The following is a 17604-nucleotide window of genomic DNA, read 5'->3' as shown; positions in this document are numbered from 1 at the left end:
AGCGTGACGCCTGACGTCTTCCCGGCTGAAGCCAGTCCTACAGGTTGACCGCGTTGTGTCAGTCGGACCACTGCAAATCTCCGGTGGCGCCGCGGTCAATTTGTAGGACAGGCTTCAGCCGGGAAGGGGCCGGTGCGAGCACTATCAATCTCGAACCCGGCCCTGACCGTACCTAGCTCAACAACTCCGCAAACGCCTTGTCATCCTCCAGCACCTTCGGCAGGGCGGCGAACAGGGCATCCAGGTCAATCCCGTCCAGCAACGGCCCGTCGACTTCCTGCCTGGCCTGCGCGGTGGCGCCGCCGTGATTCTCCAGCGCGGCAGAAATGGTCAATGCCTGAGCCACGATCCGGGGCTGGGTCGCATCCCCCGGCGCCTGCATGGGCCGCGCCTGATAGGCGATGGCGTTCTGGATGACCTCCGGCAATCCCCAGCGCCGGGCCAGTTCCGCGCCGACTTCCGGGTAGCCAAAGCCCAGCTGCAGCGTTTCGATGGCCGCGCGGCCGGTCGTCCCGGTCTTGGTCACGCTGTTGATGCGCTCGGCAACGGCGGGCGCGCCGGTCTGGATCAGCAGTTCGCCGATGTCGTGCATGACCCCGCAGGTGAAGGCGATTTCCGCATCGGCGCCGGACTGTTTCGCCAGCAAACGGCAGATCCCCGCCACCTGAAAACTCTTCAGCCAGAAGCCCTTCAGATCAAAACTCGGGCCTGCCTTGAACGCGCCGGTCACCGCCGACGCCAGCACCAGCGTGCGCAGAGTGTTGAAGCCCAGGCGCATGGCCGCGTCCTCGATGCTCGACGACTCCCGCGCCCCGCGAAAGCGCGCGGAGTTGGCCAGCCGCAGAATCTTCGCCGCGATCACCGGGTCCTTTTCGATGTTGCCGGCAATGCTGCCCAGGTCCGACGACGGGCTGTCGAACTGTTTGATCAGGTCCTGCGCCACCTTGGGAATGCTGGGAAGACTGCTCAAATCGGCGAACAATTGATCGATACCCATGGGTGCTGCTCCTGTCTCGGACGATTTACACACCATAGGCAACATTGGCGAAACTGCACGGGTCGGCCGGCGGTTTTGCTACAGACGGCACAAACCCCGATGCTTGAGTCGGGCCGCCCAGGATCTTTTTCAGCTCATCTGCCGCGGAGGCGGTTTGCGGGGAGAAAAATCAGTAATATGGCGACACACCGGAACGGGTCGCGTCCTGCTCCGGGCTTTATCGATGAAACGCCAGACGCCGGACACTCCCGGTCGCGCTGGCCTGGACATAGAGGGTGTCATGGGTAACGACAGCATTAACTGGGACAAGCTCGGCTTCGACTACATCAAGACCGACAAACGCTACCTGGCTCACTGGCGCGATGGCGAGTGGGACCAAGGCACCCTGACCGAAGACAACGTGCTGCACATCAGCGAAGGCTCGACCGCGCTGCATTATGGCCAGCAATGCTTCGAAGGCCTCAAGGCCTATCGCGCCAAAGACGGCTCGATCAACCTGTTCCGCCCCGACCAGAACGCCGCGCGCATGCAGCGCAGTTGCAGCCGCCTGCTGATGCCCCACGTGCCGACCGAGCAGTTCATCGAAGCGTGCAAGCAAGTGGTCCGCGCCAACGAGCGTTTCATCCCGCCGTACGGCACCGGCGGCGCGTTGTACCTGCGCCCGTTCGTGATCGGCGTCGGTGACAACATTGGCGTGCGCGCTGCGCCCGAGTTCATCTTCTCGGTGTTTTGCATCCCGGTGGGCCCGTACTTCAAGGGCGGCATGAAGCCCCACAACTTCGTCATCTCCAGCTACGACCGCGCCGCACCACAAGGCACCGGCGCGGCGAAAGTCGGCGGTAACTACGCCGCGAGCATGATGCCCGGCGCCGAGGCCAAGAAAGCCAACTTCGCCGACGCCATCTACCTCGATCCGTTGACCCACACCAAGATCGAAGAAGTCGGCTCGGCCAACTTCTTCGGGATCACCCACGACGACCAGTTCATCACCCCGAAATCGCCGTCCGTGCTGCCAGGCATCACTCGTCTGTCGTTGATCGAACTGGCGCAGAGCCGTCTGGGACTGAAGGTCACCGAGGGCGAGGTGTTCATCGACAAGCTCGACCTGTTCAAGGAAGCCGGCGCGTGCGGCACGGCGGCGGTGATTACCCCGATCGGCGGCATCAGCTACAAAGACAAACTGCACGTGTTCCACAGCGAAACCGAAGTCGGTCCCGTGACCCAGCGCCTGTACAAAGAGCTGACCGGCATTCAGTCCGGGGACATCGAAGGCCCGGCGGGCTGGATCGTCAAAGTCTGATCCGACGCGTCTTGCACGTCCGAAAACCACCGCCTTGCGCGGTGGTTTTTTTTGCCTTCGATTTGGTCAGGTACGTCATCGCAGACGTCAGGGTATGAAGCCACTGAACTGATCACCCGGTGCGACGCCGGTGGGTGAGCTAGGGTTCAAGCACGCGCGTTCTTTTAGTGGGCCCGGCTTTGGCGGGTGATTTACCCAATACACCTGCCGGGAATTGACCGACGTCCGTCACCGACGACAAAAAAGGATACCTCATGCACCCACCCGTCTCGTTCCGTCCCGGCGCTTTCAAGCGGCCGCTGACCCTGTCCCTCGGCCTGCTCGCCGCCACCCTGGTGTCCAGTGCGTGGGCAGACGACTATCCCCACGCCCAGGAACCCATTGGCACGGTCGAGCAGATCTACGACGGCGCCATGCTCCCGGACCTGGCGGTCAGCACCTATCGCAATATCGGCCGACTGTTCCCCACCCACACGATCAAGGCCGGCGATCACCCTTATGCGCTGCCGAAGTCGGATCGGCAACTGCCCAACGTGCGCCTCACCGTCGAGGTTTTCTAGACAGGCCCTGCTTTGGTGTCAAAACCCACAAGGCTTTGACTGCTCTTGCTCTTGCTCTTGCTCTTGCTCTTGCTCTTGCTCTTGCTCTTGCCCTTGCTTTGGCGTTGCCTTTGATTCCGAAGCCCACAAGGCTTTGGTGCTCCTGCTCCTGCTCCTGCTCCTGCTCCTGCTGGGAAAGCTTAAGTATTTCTTTTGACTGGGAGTGCTTCTAGCTCGATCGTGCTGATTCACCTAATCTAAGCCATACCCCGGACGCCCGAAGGATTTGAAACGATCAATGGCGGTCGACTCCGTAGACCACTCTGGGGCTAGCTTCAATCCTCCGCATCGGTAGGCCGGGCCAGCAAAGCCTTCGCAAACTTTTTCATCCGCGCTTTGAAGCCTGTTTTGTTTGAAAGGTCTGCATAAACGTTGGGTAACCGATCTTTGAGCTTTGTCACATATGAGGCGTAGGTGTCCTTGTGATCCTTGGAAGTCGACCAGTCCGCAAGCTGCTCCCACCGACCATCCAAGAAGTCAGAAACTCGGGATGTAGACTCTGGGTTGCGATGGAGGAACAAAAGTATTTGGAGTAAGCGTTCTTCCTCAACTGCGTTTCGAGGGGTGACACTTGGAAGAAGGAAGTTGAGTTCAGACAAAATAAATATTGAAGACTCAATCGTGGCACTAGCATCATAAACGAAGGTCCGGAGCTCTGTTCCGATGACAAATAGAGTATCCTTGTCGAAAAGCTTTAGCACGTTCTTAATATTACCCATTACCGGCGCGGGTGGGGATGCAAAGGGTGATTGTTTTGTCAAGTCTGAGACGTATTTAGAAAATGCAGGGTGAGCATTTTTTTCACCTTTGAAATCCAGCTTTTCTTTGACCATTCGATTCAGCGTATTAGCTACCCTAGCATCAGGGCTGTTAAAGATAGTGAGCCAGCCGCTTGCATCAATCTCAGAGCCAAAGTCTCTATTTAGGACACGAGCTCTGAGCGGAAGAAGTTCGTCATTCGATCCGGTCAATATCACGTCTAAGAAGTCTGGGTCTATCTTGTCTAGTGTCGGGAGATGTTCAACAATCGTAGGAAATGAAAGGATCCATGCTAGAAATTCGCTTTCCGCTAGGCCCGCTTCTTCCAATGTTTCGCGCAGCTCCGTGTATTGCCGAAATAAGTGAAATACAAATAACGTGGCTACATGGCGCTCTTTAATTGCATGGGCAAGAAGCGGAGTCACTATCGCTTTTGACTCAGGTTGGAGAGCAAGAGATAAAAGATTACCGCTAGTAAGCAAGGCCCCAGCTAAAGAATTGAGGAATTCTGGCTCTTGATTAAACGCAGATTCGATTTCTGGGATTTCGGCAAGATCTGTACCCATATCTTGGCGCATATATACGACTGCCATCGCAATTTTTATGCGGTTCGACTTTGTAGTGAGTACATGGCTTTTGATTAGCGCGGGCACCGTGCTTGCGTATTTTTCACAGAATGCCAGGCCTAACCAAGATCTCTCTTCTGTAGGATCAGCGTTTATCGCAGTTGTGATCTCCGTCGATTGTTCGTCGCCTAGGTGATAGTCACGCTTCGCGGTGGACATTCGGATGTTTCTAAAATACTGATAGAAGCAGTGCACCCATTCCTCCTTTGGCAGAGGAGTCATATCGAATGCAACCGTATCATTCGAAACAAGCTGTCTCACGGCATCTATGCGTCCTTTCTGACTAAGCGTGATGCGGTTCACGTCGACTACGAGGAGATCAGGATCCGGAACTAAGGTATGAAAGAGAATTTCTGAGCTGTCCATAGCGATTTCTGGGAACGGCTCATCCAATGCGTGTAGATAGCTGTCATACATGTTCACTGTTTTTTGATAGGCATCCGTAGCGTCTGGGTCATATGCCTGCTTATTCATCTGCAAAAATGCGTCTCCCGCAGCTTTCAGCTCTCCATCGAATATGGTTTTACTAAGCCCTAGGCTAATCAGCTCTTTTGCCGCTTCAAAAAAACCGGTCTCTGGAACGTGACCTGCCAGTAAATTATTCTCTGTAAATTTCTTATTTATATGAGGAATTAACATGGCAATGTCGCAATTTTCTGAGGTTGCGGCCTCGTGAAGTGTTAGGAAAAGATTGTTAGGTGATACTTCTCCTTCGAGCTCTCTTAGGAACGAGTCGGTAAATCCGAAGTACCCTGCTAGCGAAGCTAGTTGTTTTCCATCTTGGGATTCAATGGCAGTAGCCAAGGGTTGGTCTATCAATTCTGCGATGGCAATATCTGGGGATGTTTGGAAGTGTATCTGAAGGACTTGAATGGGCCAGCCTTGATCCACGTCCTCGCCTAACAATGTTTGAAGAGTACGTTTCGTCCTGGCTAAATTGGCTCTGTTCTTTTCATTCTGTTCATTCTCATCAGGTTTGCCACTAGCGGCGGTATCTTCGGCTGAAGGCGCAACCGGTTCTTTTAGCAAAGATTCAATAGAAATGTTATTGTATTTGCAGATTGCGATGTAAGCTGCGATGCACGCCACGCTCGGTCGGCCAGCTGTGACTAACATGGTCGTCGCGATGTCATTGATAAATCTTTTTTGTAGTCGAGGGGTAACCAAACCTGCTGCCATGGGACTGTGGCGTTGCAAAATAACGCTACAGGTATCTGCATCGTTTTGGCTCCCTAGGCCGAAGGTTTGAGCCCAAAGTGCCCTAAATGCGTCTTTCCACCCAGAGGTGATAATAGGTGGTGTACGAAATACCACGGGGAACTTCTTTGCGATGAAGTCCCTTGAGTCATAGCTTTGCTCAGAGTCTCCGTTAAGGTATTGCGAAACCTTTGTTGAGCAGAAAGGAACAATTACGCTTAAGTTCTCGGTTCCCGTTACTGAAGTGAAAATTTCAAGGTCACTCCAAACCGAACGAAGTACGTCCCGAGGTAACCGGTCGAGGTTGTCGATGACAATTATGAAGTGATGATCTTTAACAGCGTGAAGGTGGTTCCTCAGGGCCCTTTTCAAGTCTAATGGGCTGACTTCTTTGCTGATCTCGATCGTTTCAGTGATCTGATCATCCGAGCTGCCCTTCAGGAGGCTGCTGATATTCCACCGTTTCTTACCAACTTGCGCCTTTCCATTGAAGAAGTAAGCAAGCGTCAGAATTATTAGCGGTGCAAGACTTGTACCTAGATAGAGTAGATGTTGCCACCACGACAATTCCAGACTTCCCCGAAGCTGAGGCAGATAATCCCGAATAAAGGTAGGGCTAAGCACGCCACTTGCGATAAGCAATACAGCCCAGACGCTTATGTGACTTCTTGTGTCCTTCGTATAGCTGAAGTGTCGACCTAAGGCGATGTCTCGGGTTTTGAGGGCCTCTGGGATAGCAGGTTTGTCCCCAGTCTTTATGAGGAGAGAAGTGATTTGATCGGTAAATAGCTCGATAAAATTACTCTTAATAGAGCCTTGGTAGTTTTGCTCGCAATCAAATATCCATAGCACGGACTTCGAGCCTTTGTCCTTGATCTTTCGTTCGAGCATCTGGAGTATGGAGCTTTTTCCCGAGCCGAACTCACCATCAAGGCCAATTACACGGTGATTTTTTCCGCTACTAATGTAGTCATGGATGGCTTGTGCGACTCTATCGTGGCTCTCGCCCTTGAAGGCATCACGTTCAGACGGGTTTTCGCTTTGGAAATTTAAGATGTTCATCAGTCCTTTGCACCTTTCCAGGCCCTACGACGTGGCCGATAGGTGTGAGGATACTGGTTTTGATGGCCAAGTGCCCGATTGCTTTCTGAGAAATTGAGTCCAGCGTTTCAGTGGTCGATTTTGCGAAGGAATGCCTGAGACCGATGGTGTCCATCGATTGACGAGTCCCCGAACGGTGCCTCTCGTTGGTGGTCTAGAGTGCAGCTGCGGCAAAAAGTACGACCTGTACGACTTCGTGGCGCTGGACAGTATTACCGCGATGCTGGTGATCAAGGACGGCAAGATCGTCTTCGAGACTTATCAGCGCGGCAACACCGAGAAAACCCGCTGGATGTCGATGTCCATGGCCAAGTCCATCACCTCGACCCTGACGGCGGCGGCGATCAGTGATGGCCTGATCACGGGCCTTGACGCCCAGGTGGTCGACTACGTGCCGGCCCTCAAAGGCAGCGCCTACGACGGGGTGACCGTGCGCAACGTGCTGATGATGTCGTCGGGTGTGAAGTGGAACGAGACCTACACCGATCCGGCGTCGGACCGGCGGGCGTTGCTCAAGGCGCAGATTTCCCAGCAGCCTCACTCGGCCATGGCGCTGATGGCAAGCCTGCCGCGCGCTGCCGAGCCCGGCACGGTGAATAACTACAGCACCGGTGAAACCCAGGTTCTCGGCGAGATTGTGCGGGGTGCGGTGAAGATGCCGCTGGCCGAGTACCTGTCGAAGAAGATCTGGCAGCCGTTCGGCATGGAAAGCGACGCCACCTGGTGGCTGGACTCGCCTGACGGCGTGGAGATCGGCGGCAGCGGCATCAGCGCCACGCTACGGGATTACGGGCGCTTCGGGCTGTTCTTCATGAACGACGGCAAGATCAACGGCACCTCGATTCTGCCCGACGGCTGGGTCAGGGAAGCGACGCTGCCGACCACCCTCAAGGGCGGCAAAAGCCTGGATTACGGCTACATGTGGTGGACCGCCTGGACCGCGCCCTCCGTCAAAGACGGCGCCTATTCGGCGGTCGGCATCCAGGGCCAGAACATCTACGTCAACCCGGCCAATAACGTCGTGATCGTCACCTTCGGCGCACAGCCCAAGCCGGTGGACAAAGAGCCCATCGACCCGATGGCCTTCTTCGATGCGGTGGTCGCGGCGTTGAAGTGACCTTGTATGCATCGCTGGCCCCACCGCGCACGCCTGACCTGCAGGCGCGCGTTTGCCTGCCAAGAGGCGGGCATGGGCACCTCATCCGTTGATGTAATAAATGCACAGCGACAGCGTGACCAGCGAGCCCAGCGTCGAGATCAGGATCGTGCTCGACACCACCGACGCCTCGCGCTTGTAGTACTCGGCCAGCATGAACGGCCCGGTGCCGGTGGGCAGGGCGCTCAACAGCAGGGCAGAGTTGGCCCACAGCGGCGGCAGGTGGAACACCCGATACGCCAGAAACCAGGTGAGCAGGGGGTGAGCGATCAGTTTGATCAGCACCAGCAACGTCGTGCCCTCGCGCGGGCCTTGCTGCTTTTGGGCGAGAAACAGTCCCAGGGAAATCAGCGCGCAGGGTGTCGTCGCAGCCCCCAGCAAGCTGAGGAATGTATCCAGCGCGCCGGGCAATGCCACGCCGGTCGACGCCCAGCAGGCGCCGAGGATGGGCGACACCACCAGCGGGTTTTTCGCCAGCGCCAACAGCACTTTGAGGACGATGCGGTGCACCCGGGCCTCGCTTTGCAGGCCGACTTCGATGCACACCAGGGCGATGCCGAATACCACGCAGACCACCAGCAACGAGGCGATAAGGGCCGGTTCCAGGCCTCCCTGCCCCAGCACCATGACGCACAACGGAATGCCGATGTAGCCGGTGTTGGCATAGGACGCGCTGAGGGCATCAATGCTGGCATCGGCGAAATGGCCGGCCTTGCGGCGCCGCAGCAGTAAGGTCATGACGAACATCGCGAGGGTCGACAGGGTGAAGGTCAGCACGAAGCCCGGGTGCCAGATCTGTGCCCAGGTGGCGTGGGCTGTGGCGGTGAACAGCAGGGCCGGCAAGCACAGCCAGACCACCATTCGATTGATTTCAGACGCGGCGGTCGGTCCGAGGCGGTTGGTGCGGCGACAAAGGTAGCCCACCAGGATGAGCGCGAAGATCGGCAGCAAGACATTCAAAACGGAAGACATCGAACCCGGGCCTATGGCGCAACAAACGAGAGGCGCAGAGTAGAGGGCGCCATCGCCAGGGTGCAACCTTTCTTGTCAGCGAAAAGCAGCGGGGGCGGGCGTTTGGACAGGGTGCTGGCAAAGCGATGCCCGACGGGTGTCGGGCACGGTGACGGGCGTTGCGGTCGTTACTTTTTCAGCGGTTTCAGGTTGCCCGGCGCGATGTCGAGGACCTTGCCGTCTTCCATGTTGATCAGCGCGTATTTATCGCTGATCAACACCCATTGGGTACCTTCCTTTGGTGCGTGCAGGCCCTTGCCCTCCCAGTCCCTGACGCCGACGCGCTCGTCTTTGTACAGGTCATGGGTGGTGTCGCCCACCTTGTACTGCTCATTGGTGTGTTCTGCCTGCACGCTTTTCGTCGCAGGGGTCTGTGCCGCCGCGGCGAAGCTGGCCCCGCCCAAACAAGTAAACACGGCCGCGCAGGCCATCAGTTTCTTCATGTTCATGGGAATTCCTCTGGTCGTTCTTATACGTTCTTCAAGAGATGGTGCGCGCCACGCAAACCCGGCGCGCTGGGTCGCTGCCCCGACTTATTTCTCGATCGGGACAATCTTGGTGATCTGGCCATTGGTGGTCTGCACTTCAACGTATTTGTTGTTGATGCGCACCCATTGACTCATCTTGGCCGGTTCTTCCAGGCCCTTGGCTTTCCAGTCCTTCAGCGCTGCATCCGGGCGCTGAAATTCCTGCGGCGATCGGCTGCCGACTTCGAGCTCCCGCATGTTGTCTCTGGAAGGTTGAATGGTCGGCTCCGTTGCATTGGCGGCCTGCACCGTGAAACTCGCAACGGAAATGCTACCCAGAATCGCCAGACCGGCAATGAGCGATTTGCTGTTCATTCGAAACTCCTTGGCCAGCGCGTGGTGCGCTGTCATTAGTTCCGACCGTGGGCCGCGCAAATCATTCAGTGCAGGTGCTGGCGTGCCGCCCGTTCTGGTGGGCGGCGGTCACGAATATCAAAGGGACAGCGCATCGGCAACGCTGGCCGACAGCGGCGTGGTCGGCCGGCCAATCAGACGGCTCAACTGCCGACCGTTGTCGAACAGCGCACCTTTGGCCGCGGCGGCATCGGAGTTGGCGAGCAACTCGGCGACGAATGCCGGCAGCCCGGCGTGCAGCAGCGCAGCCTTGTAATCGGCCTCTGGAAGATCGGTGTAGACGACAGGCTTGCCGGATTGCTGCGCAATTTGAGCGGCGAATTCCTTCAGCGTGTAAGGCTCGTCGCCGGCCAGTTCGTAGACCTTGCCCGCCTCATCATCAGTCGATGTCAGTACAACGGCCGCCGCCGCGGCATAGTCCGCCCGCGCAGCAGAGCTGATCCGGCCTTCGCCCGCGCTGCCGTAATGCGCGCCGTTCGCCACCGCGTGGGCGACGCCGGCCGTGTAATTTTCGTGGTACCAGCCGTTGCGCAACACCACCGCCGGAACGCCGGACTGCGCCAGCGCCGCCTCGGTCTGCTGATGTTCTTCAGCCAGGCCCAGCGCCGAGGAGTCGGCATGCAGCACGCTGGTGTAGCCCAGCAGTTGGACACCGGCGCGTTGGGCGGCATCGATCACCGCGCGATGCTGAGCCACGCGCTGGCCTACTTCACTGGACGAGATCAGCAGGACCTTCTCGGCGCCTTCGAAGGCGCGGTCGAGCGTGTCCGGCTGCGAATAATCGGCCTGGCGAACCTGCACGGCCTGGGCAGCAAGGTCGGCCACTTTTTCCGGGTCACGGACGGCCGCGACGATCTGCGAGGCATGCACGGTTTCGAGCAGCTGAGCGATGACGAGGCGGCCAAGCTGGCCTGAGGCACCGGTGATGACGATCATGATGATTCCCGAGAGAAGTGATTGAGCGATCAGCATAGTCACCGTGCTAACCTTTCGTAAGTACGTACGAAAAGGTAAGTGTCATGAGCAATATGTCTCCTTCCTCTGCTGGCACTGTCTCGTTGCTCGAGCGAATCCGTACCGGTGAGGTGCTGGCCCGGGATTGCCCGTCGCGGGAAATCCTCAATCATGTGTGCAGCCGCTGGGGGGTGTTGGTGCTGGTGGTGTTGCTGGACGGCATGCACCGGTTTAGCGAGCTGCGGCGCAAGATCGGCGGGGTCAGCGAAAAGATGCTGTCGCAGACGCTGCAGAGCCTGGAACAAGATGGGTTTGTCGATCGCAAAGCGCTGCCGGTGGTGCCGCCCCACGTCGAATACCGTTTGACCGCGATGGGCGAGGAGGTCGCCTTGCAGATGGACGGGTTAACGTCCTGGATCGAGGAAAATCTGTCGCGCATTCTGGCGGCGCGGGAAGGGAAAGCACCGGCGCTGGAGTGAGCGGTGCTTCTCGTTGCAGAGGCGGGATGCCGCGCTCAAAAAGCGGCATCCCGACTCTGCGCGTTTTGCCTGGCCAGGCAGCAGCCCACCCTCGCTTCACTGCCAGCCAAACCAACGTGCAGTCGGTCTACAGACCGACCAGACGCTTAACGCTTACGCATCATCAACAGCGCAACCACAATCGCCAGGGCGGCGATCCCGGTCGCGATCCAGCCGAGCGACCCAAGTCCGAAGTGGCCAATGCCCAGGCCACCAAAGATCGCACCCAAACCGATACCGGCGTTAGCCGCCGAGATATTCATGGTCGCCGCCAACGCCTGAGCCTTGGAGCCGGCCTGCATCACACGCACCTGGCACACCGGGAACAGTGCGGTGTATGCAACGCCCCACAGCACCAGCGCGGCGATCAGCCAGATATGATCAGTGGCCAGTGGAATGGCGGCGGCCATGCCGACACTCAGAATCACCAGAAACAGCACCATCGCGCCCAGCGGGCTGCGGTCGACCAACTTTCCGCCCCATTGGTTGCCGATCATGCCGACCGCGCCGAAGCCCATCAGCCACCAGCCCACTTGATTGGTCGGCACGCCGGCCAGGGTCTGGAGGATATCGGCCAGGTAGGTGTAGGCCGTGAACATCGCGGTGAACGCCAGCACGGACAGCAACACGTGGGCGAGAAAGCGCGGCTGTTTCAGAATGTCGGTCTGCTTCTCGCCGTGCTTGGCCGGCGAGGAGGGCAAGGTCGGCATGCACAGCTGCATCAGGATGGCGATGACCAGGGAGATAACGGCCAGCACCCAGAAGCTGCCGCGCCAGCCGAGGGTATCGGCGGCGACGGTGCCCAGCGGTACGCCGAACACCAGGGCGGCGGAAATGCCCAGGTAAACCCGCGACACCGCCTGACCCGACTTGCCGGGTGCTGCCAGTTGTCCGGCGGTTTCGCTGGCCGTGCCCCAGAACACGGGCAGGCCCAGCGCCGGAATAAAGCGCGCGAGGGCCATGACCCAGATGTTGGTGGACAGCGCCGCCAGCACGTTGGAGGCGGCAAACACCAGCAGGATGATGGTGAACAGCTTTTTGCGTTCCACGCCGGCCAGTTTTGCCGTGAGGAACGGCCCGAACAGCATCACGGTAAAGGCGAACAGCGTCACCACTTGGCCGGCCACGGCGATGGAGACACCGAGGTCGTGTGCCATCGCCGGAAGCAGTCCGACGATCAGGAACTCAGTGGTGACGATGATAAAAGCGGCGATCGCCATGATCAGGATCTGTATCCCTGACCGAGACGTGGCATCCGGCGCTGACGCCGTTGCGGAGTGTGAGGGTTGCATAGGTGAAGCTCCAAAAGACGATGCCATAGCCTATTGGAGATCTGTGTTCTCATCCGCGACATAAATGACTTACTATCGCGAATCCAATTCAGTAATGGTGTTCGCGTTGTTCTCCTCCGAGCGTCTCAAAGGCATTGACGTATTTGTGGCAGTGGCCGATTTCGGCAGCTTCGCCAATACCGCACTCAAGCTGAACCTGACAGCCTCGGCGGTCAGCAAAGGCATCGCCCGCCTGGAACAGCGGTTGGGCCAGCGTTTGTTCAACCGCACCACCCGGCGGTTGTCCCTCACCGAAGCCGGTGTGAAGTTCTACGCCACCTGCAGCGGCGTGCTGGCAGACCTCGAAGAAGCCGAGCTGGCCCTCGCCTCGGAGCGGCATGAACCCCATGGCCGGGTGCGGATTGATTTGCCCGCGTCCTACGGGCGTCTCCATGTGTTGCCGCTGATTCTCAATTTCGTCAAAGAGTACCCGCTGCTGCAACCGCATATTTCGTTCTCTGACCGGTTTGTCGATCCGGTGCATGAAGGCATCGATATTGTGGTCAGGATCGGTGGGCGCGACGCCTGGGCGGCGGGGCTGGGGCATCGGTTCATCGGCGCCCAGCGACTGGTCTTCTGTGCCGCGCCGAGTTATATCGCCGAGCACGGTCGGCCGCAGACCGACGCCGATCTCGAGCATCATCACTGCATCGCCTACGGCCAGTCCGACGGGCAGGTCGGACCCTGGTATTTCCGCGGGCGCGTGCCGGGAGATCAGGAGCGTCGGGTCATTCATCCGCGCATTGCCGTGGGCGACGGGGAGGGGGAGGTGTCGGCCACGCTGGAAGGCCATGGCATCGCTCAGTTGCCGACCTGGCTGGTGCAGACCCACCTCAACGAAGGTCGGCTGGTGGAAGTGCTCCCGGAGCTTGCGACCGATGGACTGCCGATGAACCTGGTCTGGCTGAAAGCCCGAGAGGCGCTGCCGAAGGTCAGCATTCTGCTCAAGTACCTCAGCGAGCATCTGGCGCCGTACGGCAGCGTCGATTCTGCTGCCGGGCCGGCCTGATCCGGGCGCACACAGCGGCGGGCTATAAATCCTTGCCCATGGTCATCTCGCAGACCGCCATCCCCGAGGTCTCGTAGAGCGTCCGCGCGGCAACGTTGTCCGAAAACACGTTCAACTCCAGACGCCGAATGCCGCGCTCGAGGGCCCACGCTTCGACGGCGCTCAGTGCCTGCCTGCCCAGACCCTGACCTCTGAAGGCCTGATCAATTTCCAGGTCGTAGACGAACAGTCGGGTGGGCAACGGCGGGTTCTCCACAATCCCAATCCAGAGGCTGCCCACCTCAGTGCCATCGGCGTTGCACACGCGGTAGAAGTAATGCCCCTCGGTGTCCAGACCGTCCTCCAACAGTTCATTGAAGTCAGCGTTTGCGCTTGTGCAGGCCAGCGCATCAGGCAGCCCGTAGGTCCGCGCAATGTCCCGGGCGTACCCGGCGACCGAACGGGCAGCAAACCCCTGAAAATCAGCCGCGTTCATCGCGATCAGCTTCATACCTGCGGCCCTGCCTGTGACGCGGGCGCTTTCCCGCGATAAGCCACCAGCGCCTGCTCCAGCGCGCCCATCGCCGCATTGAGTGCAGACTGCCGCTCGCCGACAATGGCCTCCGGCGCGTCGGCCTCGCAGGCCGCTTCCAGCGCTTCGCAGCCTTGAATGACCGCGGTTGCCGAAATGATGTTCGCGGCGCCGCGCACCTTGTGGCCGATGTCTTTCAGCTGGCTCGGCAGCGTGGTCGCGTTCAGCTCGGCGCGGTCCTGACGCATGCTGGCGATGAGCTGATCCAGTAGTCGCTCATTCATGTCGGCCCTGCCACAGGTCAACGCTTCGATGGTGTGCGGGTCGAACACAGCCTGCGGCGGCTGAGCGGGCAGGGCCGGGAGCGTGCCCGGCGCAGACGAAGTCCGCAGCGGCGTGACCTTGCGCAGGCGGTCGTTCAGCGCGGTCAGGCTGATGGGTTTGAACAGGCAGTCATCCATGCCGGCATCACGGCAGCGTTGCTTTTCCTCCGGCTGCGCATTGGCGGTGTAGCCCAGCACGGTGCAGCGCGGACGCGCCTCGGTTTGCTCCAGCTGACGGATGGCCCGGGTGAGGTCGTAGCCGTTCATGACCGGCATGTTGCAGTCCGCGATCACCAGATCGAAACGCTCTGCACGCCAGCGTTCCAGCGCTTCGGCACCCTGAAGCGCCATGTCGCAGCGGTGCCCGAGGAAGCACAGTTGCTCGAACAGCAACAGACGGTTCGCCGGGTGGTCGTCGACGATCAGAATATGCAGCTGTCCCGAGGCATGGGTGACCGCTTCACGGGCGATGCTTTTCGCCTCCAGCGGCTCCAGGGTGGTGAACTCGAAGGTCATTTCGATGCGCGTGCCATCCCCGGGGCGGCTGCTCAGCGTCAGCTTCCCGCCCATCATTTCGCACAGGCTGCGACAGATCACCAGACCCAGGCCGGCGCCGGTGCGCGCCAGTTGCCCGGATTGATCGACCTGAGAGAAGGGCGCAAACAGCCGCTGCTGGTCCTGCTCGGTGATGCCGATGCCGCTGTCGTGAATCACCACTTGCACGCGCATTTGCTGGGGGCTGCGGCCGGCTTCGGTCTGCAGGGTGATCTTGACCTGACCCATTTCGGTGAACTTGATGGCGTTGCTGATGAGATTGGAGAGGATCTGCTTGAAGCGCAGCGGGTCGATCAGCACATCGGTGTTGGTCCGCGCGTCCAGATCCAGGGCCAGGGTGAGGCTTTTCTGCCGGGCCAGGCCGTCGAACACCCGCACCACGGATTCGACCAGCTGGCGCAGGTTGGCGCGCTCGGGGCTCAGGCTCAGTCGCCCCGACTCGATGCGCGCGATGTCGAGGATATCGCCGATCAGTTCGAGCAAATCCTTCGCCGAGCTGTAGGCCACTTCGATGGCCGGGCGGTCGAGATGGCCGTGGTCGGCACGCTTCAGGGCCAGCTCGAGCATGCCGATGACGGCGTTCATGGGCGTGCGGATCTCATGGCTCATGGTTGCCAGGAAGGTGCTTTTGGCGCGGTTGGCATCGTCCGCCAGGTCCTTGGCCGTCTGCAGTTGCTCGATCAGTTGCCGCCGTTCGCTGATGTCGATCCAGCCGCCGATGATGCCTTGCACTTTGCCGAGGGAGTCGCGGAACGGCAGGATCCAGTGGTAGATCGTCAGCTCGCGGCCGCCGATGTGCAGCGAGCGGTCGAGAATCAAGGGCTCGTTGTCGGCCATGACGCGCTTGTAATCCTCGACGTAACCCTGGGCCTCTTCGGTGTTGCTCAGTACGCCGTCCAGAATGCTTTTGCCGATCACGTCCTCGCGCCGCTCGGCAAAGGCGGCGAGGTAGCTTTCGTTGCACATTTTCAGCAGGCCGTCGCGGTCGCGGACATAGATGGGATGAGGCGTGCCGTTGAGCAGCGCGCTCATGAATTCAAACTGATCGTTGAGCGCCCGCTCGGCGCGTTCGCGCTGTTTGATCTGCCGGCGCATCCACGCGTTCCAGGCCAGCGAGCCGAGCAGCAACAGGCTGGCGCCGCCGATGATCTGATAGATCAACAGCTCATAGTCGTGCCACGCGCCGCTGCTCGGCGGCGTATACGTGCGCCAGCGATTGTTGATCGCGGCCAGGTCTTCCGGGGCGATGCTCGACAGCGCCTTGTCGAGAATCGAGGTCAGTTCGGTCGCATTGCGTGACGTGGCCATGGCAATGCGCGCCGGTTCCTGCCCGACGGTCACGCGCATCTGCAACGTGTCGTTCAACGCCCGGGAGGAGAGGAAATAACTGGCGCTGAACAGCGACGTGATGGCGCCCTCGGTACGGCCGTGGGCCAGCAGGTCCAGGGCTTGCGCCGGGTTGTCGACCTCCACCGGATAAATGCCCGGGTGCTGGTCGCGCAGGAAAGGCAGGATCGGGCTGCTGAGGGCCAGCGCCACCCGCTTGCCGTCCAGTTGATCGAGATTGGAGGGCGCCGAGGTTTCCTTGCGGGTGACCAGCACGAACACGTTATCCATGTACGGCCGGCTGAAATTGAAGCGGTTCTGGCGCTCTTCGCTGGGAATCATCGCGCCAATCAGGTCGGCCTGGCCCTGGCTCAACTGGTTGGTCATGTCGTTCATGCTGGCGGCATGGCTGACCTTGAAGGTGAGCCCGGTGCGCAGGCGTATGAGTTCGAGCAGGTCGGCGGTGACGCCGCTGAAATTGCCGGCTGCATCAAAAAACGTCAGCGGCGCGTAAGCCTCGTTGAACACTACGCGAACGGTCGGATGCTGAGCGATCCAGCGTTCTTCCCGTTGATTGAGCTGCAGCTTCTGGTCGGTGAGCATCAGATCGCTGCCGGCGCCCCAGCGTTTGGAAATGGCGATGCGCTCTTCCACCGGAATGCCTTTGATGATCCGATTGACGATGTCCAGCAGTATCGGGTTTGAAGCCTGCACGGCGAAGCTGAAACCGTTTGCCTCGTGCTTGCCGAAATTGGCCATCTGCACGTTGTTCAGATAGCCCTTGTTGATCACGTAATGGGTGGAGATGGTGTCGCCCAGAAACACGTCGGCCTGATTGAAGGCCACGGCGTTGATCGCGCTCTGGAAGGAGGGGAAGGTCTGCAGGCGCGCCTTGGGATACAGCGCGGCGATTTCGTCGGGCGGCAGGTAGTGATAAACCATGCTCAGGCGCAAACCGTTGAGGTCGCCGCTCAGGGGCCGGGCCTCGCCGGCGCGGGTCACCAGGACGGGCTGATCCACGGCGTAGGGCGTAGACAGTACGATCCCGCGCGACGCCGCTTCGTAGCCATTGGCGCTGCCCAGCAGATCGATTTCGCCCTTGCTCAGCGCCTGAACCGCCTCGTCGCGGCTGGCGAAACGCAGGACCTTGACCGGCAGGTCGAGCACGCGTCCGAGAATGCCGATGTAGTCGGCGGTAAAGCCTTCGTAGTCGTGCCCGGTCAGGGTCATGTCGAAAGGCGGATAGTCCGGCGCGGAGGTGCCGACCACGAGCTCGCGCTTGTTGCGCACCCATTGCCACTGGGCGCGCTCCAGCGTCACGTCCATGTGCGCAGGGTTGGAGCGGCTCAGCAGCGTGTAGCGTTCCGGCGCCAGGGGTTCTGCCTGGCTATCGAAGCTCAGGCAGACAATCACGGCTGCTATCCAATAGTCCTTTAACGCCTTTGGCATC

Annotated in this window: 14 protein-coding genes; 5 read left to right on the top strand and 9 right to left on the bottom strand. The window is 59.5% G+C overall.

The features are described from left to right. Positions 1–172: 172 nt before the first annotated feature. Positions 173–997 carry an HDOD domain-containing protein gene (locus QWI18_RS02500; protein ID WP_244656922.1) on the bottom strand — a complete coding sequence of 275 codons (825 nt, stop codon included), beginning with the start codon at positions 995–997 and terminating at the stop codon, positions 173–175. Positions 998–1277: 280 nt separating this feature from the next. Here QWI18_RS02500 and QWI18_RS02495 point away from each other — a divergent pair, with 280 nt between their 5' ends. Next, the gene (locus QWI18_RS02495; protein ID WP_065991476.1) at positions 1278–2297 is read left to right on the top strand and encodes a branched-chain amino acid aminotransferase; all 1020 of its coding nucleotides are present in this window, start codon (positions 1278–1280) and stop codon (positions 2295–2297) included. Positions 2298–2551: 254 nt separating this feature from the next. Next, complete coding sequence (locus QWI18_RS02490; RefSeq protein WP_369318118.1) at positions 2552–2857, top strand: hypothetical protein; 306 nt, start codon at positions 2552–2554, stop codon at positions 2855–2857. Between the two features lie 314 nt (positions 2858–3171). Here the strand turns inward: QWI18_RS02490 and QWI18_RS02485 are convergent, their stop codons facing one another. Beyond that, the gene (locus QWI18_RS02485) at positions 3172–6540 is read right to left on the bottom strand and encodes a P-loop NTPase fold protein (RefSeq protein ID WP_369318117.1); all 3369 of its coding nucleotides are present in this window, start codon (positions 6538–6540) and stop codon (positions 3172–3174) included. A 175-nt stretch (positions 6541–6715) separates the two neighbouring features. Here QWI18_RS02485 and QWI18_RS02480 point away from each other — a divergent pair, with 175 nt between their 5' ends. After that, positions 6716–7696 carry a serine hydrolase domain-containing protein gene (locus QWI18_RS02480; protein WP_369318116.1) on the top strand — a complete coding sequence of 327 codons (981 nt, stop codon included), beginning with the start codon at positions 6716–6718 and terminating at the stop codon, positions 7694–7696. Between the two features lie 81 nt (positions 7697–7777). Here the strand turns inward: QWI18_RS02480 and QWI18_RS02475 are convergent, their stop codons facing one another. The 4 genes from QWI18_RS02475 to QWI18_RS02460 form a co-directional block, all read right to left on the bottom strand. Next, positions 7778–8707 carry an AEC family transporter gene (locus tag QWI18_RS02475; RefSeq protein ID WP_369318115.1) on the bottom strand — a complete coding sequence of 310 codons (930 nt, stop codon included), beginning with the start codon at positions 8705–8707 and terminating at the stop codon, positions 7778–7780. Positions 8708–8874: 167 nt separating this feature from the next. After that, positions 8875–9195: an RcnB family protein gene (locus QWI18_RS02470; protein ID WP_369318114.1), complete on the bottom strand. Its 321-nt coding sequence runs from the start codon at positions 9193–9195 to the stop codon at positions 8875–8877. 84 nt (positions 9196–9279) lie between these two features. Beyond that, complete coding sequence (locus tag QWI18_RS02465; protein WP_065991480.1) at positions 9280–9588, bottom strand: RcnB family protein; 309 nt, start codon at positions 9586–9588, stop codon at positions 9280–9282. Positions 9589–9705: 117 nt separating this feature from the next. Continuing rightward, entirely contained in the window at positions 9706–10563 is an 858-nt protein-coding gene (locus QWI18_RS02460) for an SDR family oxidoreductase (protein ID WP_369318113.1), read from the bottom strand. 83 nt (positions 10564–10646) lie between these two features. Here QWI18_RS02460 and QWI18_RS02455 point away from each other — a divergent pair, with 83 nt between their 5' ends. Next, positions 10647–11060 (top strand): helix-turn-helix domain-containing protein, encoded by a 414-nt coding sequence (locus QWI18_RS02455; protein ID WP_192131110.1) that lies wholly within the window; start codon positions 10647–10649, stop codon positions 11058–11060. 146 nt (positions 11061–11206) lie between these two features. Here QWI18_RS02455 and QWI18_RS02450 read toward each other — a convergent pair whose 3' ends face one another. Continuing rightward, positions 11207–12391 (bottom strand): MFS transporter, encoded by a 1185-nt coding sequence (locus tag QWI18_RS02450; RefSeq protein ID WP_065991483.1) that lies wholly within the window; start codon positions 12389–12391, stop codon positions 11207–11209. Positions 12392–12497: 106 nt separating this feature from the next. On the opposite strand from QWI18_RS02450, the gene QWI18_RS02445 reads away from it, so the two are divergent. Continuing rightward, positions 12498–13439, top strand: a complete 942-nt coding sequence (locus QWI18_RS02445; RefSeq protein ID WP_369318167.1) for a LysR substrate-binding domain-containing protein — start codon at positions 12498–12500, stop codon at positions 13437–13439. A gap of 22 nt (positions 13440–13461) precedes the next feature. Here QWI18_RS02445 and QWI18_RS02440 read toward each other — a convergent pair whose 3' ends face one another. After that, a complete protein-coding gene (locus QWI18_RS02440; RefSeq protein WP_369318112.1) occupies positions 13462–13929 on the bottom strand; it encodes a GNAT family N-acetyltransferase in 468 nt (155 codons plus the stop codon). Continuing rightward, the gene (locus QWI18_RS02435; protein ID WP_369318111.1) at positions 13926–17603 is read right to left on the bottom strand and encodes a transporter substrate-binding domain-containing protein; all 3678 of its coding nucleotides are present in this window, start codon (positions 17601–17603) and stop codon (positions 13926–13928) included. Before QWI18_RS02435 ends, QWI18_RS02440 begins: the two co-directional genes overlap by 4 nt. Position 17604 lies beyond the last annotated feature (1 nt).

The sequence above is a fragment of the Pseudomonas sp. W2Oct36 genome (assembly GCF_041060465.1).
Taxonomy (GTDB): Bacteria; Pseudomonadota; Gammaproteobacteria; order Pseudomonadales; family Pseudomonadaceae; genus Aquipseudomonas; species Aquipseudomonas graminis_B.
The sequence above is the reverse complement of the archived record's forward strand: the minus strand, read 5'-3'. Positions and strand labels throughout refer to the sequence as shown.

Coding starts and splice junctions, on each gene's coding strand:
- QWI18_RS02450 (WP_065991483.1), bottom strand. CDS start 12,391: ATGCAACCCTCACACTCCGCAACGGCGTCAGCGCCGGATGCCACGTCT.
- QWI18_RS02490 (WP_369318118.1), top strand. CDS start 2,552: ATGCACCCACCCGTCTCGTTCCGTCCCGGCGCTTTCAAGCGGCCGCTG.
- QWI18_RS02485 (WP_369318117.1), bottom strand. CDS start 6,540: ATGAACATCTTAAATTTCCAAAGCGAAAACCCGTCTGAACGTGATGCC.
- QWI18_RS02475 (WP_369318115.1), bottom strand. CDS start 8,707: ATGTCTTCCGTTTTGAATGTCTTGCTGCCGATCTTCGCGCTCATCCTG.
- QWI18_RS02500 (WP_244656922.1), bottom strand. CDS start 997: ATGGGTATCGATCAATTGTTCGCCGATTTGAGCAGTCTTCCCAGCATT.
- QWI18_RS02435 (WP_369318111.1), bottom strand. CDS start 17,603: ATGCCAAAGGCGTTAAAGGACTATTGGATAGCAGCCGTGATTGTCTGC.
- QWI18_RS02440 (WP_369318112.1), bottom strand. CDS start 13,929: ATGAAGCTGATCGCGATGAACGCGGCTGATTTTCAGGGGTTTGCTGCC.
- QWI18_RS02465 (WP_065991480.1), bottom strand. CDS start 9,588: ATGAACAGCAAATCGCTCATTGCCGGTCTGGCGATTCTGGGTAGCATT.
- QWI18_RS02460 (WP_369318113.1), bottom strand. CDS start 10,563: ATGATCGTCATCACCGGTGCCTCAGGCCAGCTTGGCCGCCTCGTCATC.
- QWI18_RS02470 (WP_369318114.1), bottom strand. CDS start 9,195: ATGAACATGAAGAAACTGATGGCCTGCGCGGCCGTGTTTACTTGTTTG.
- QWI18_RS02455 (WP_192131110.1), top strand. CDS start 10,647: ATGAGCAATATGTCTCCTTCCTCTGCTGGCACTGTCTCGTTGCTCGAG.
- QWI18_RS02495 (WP_065991476.1), top strand. CDS start 1,278: ATGGGTAACGACAGCATTAACTGGGACAAGCTCGGCTTCGACTACATC.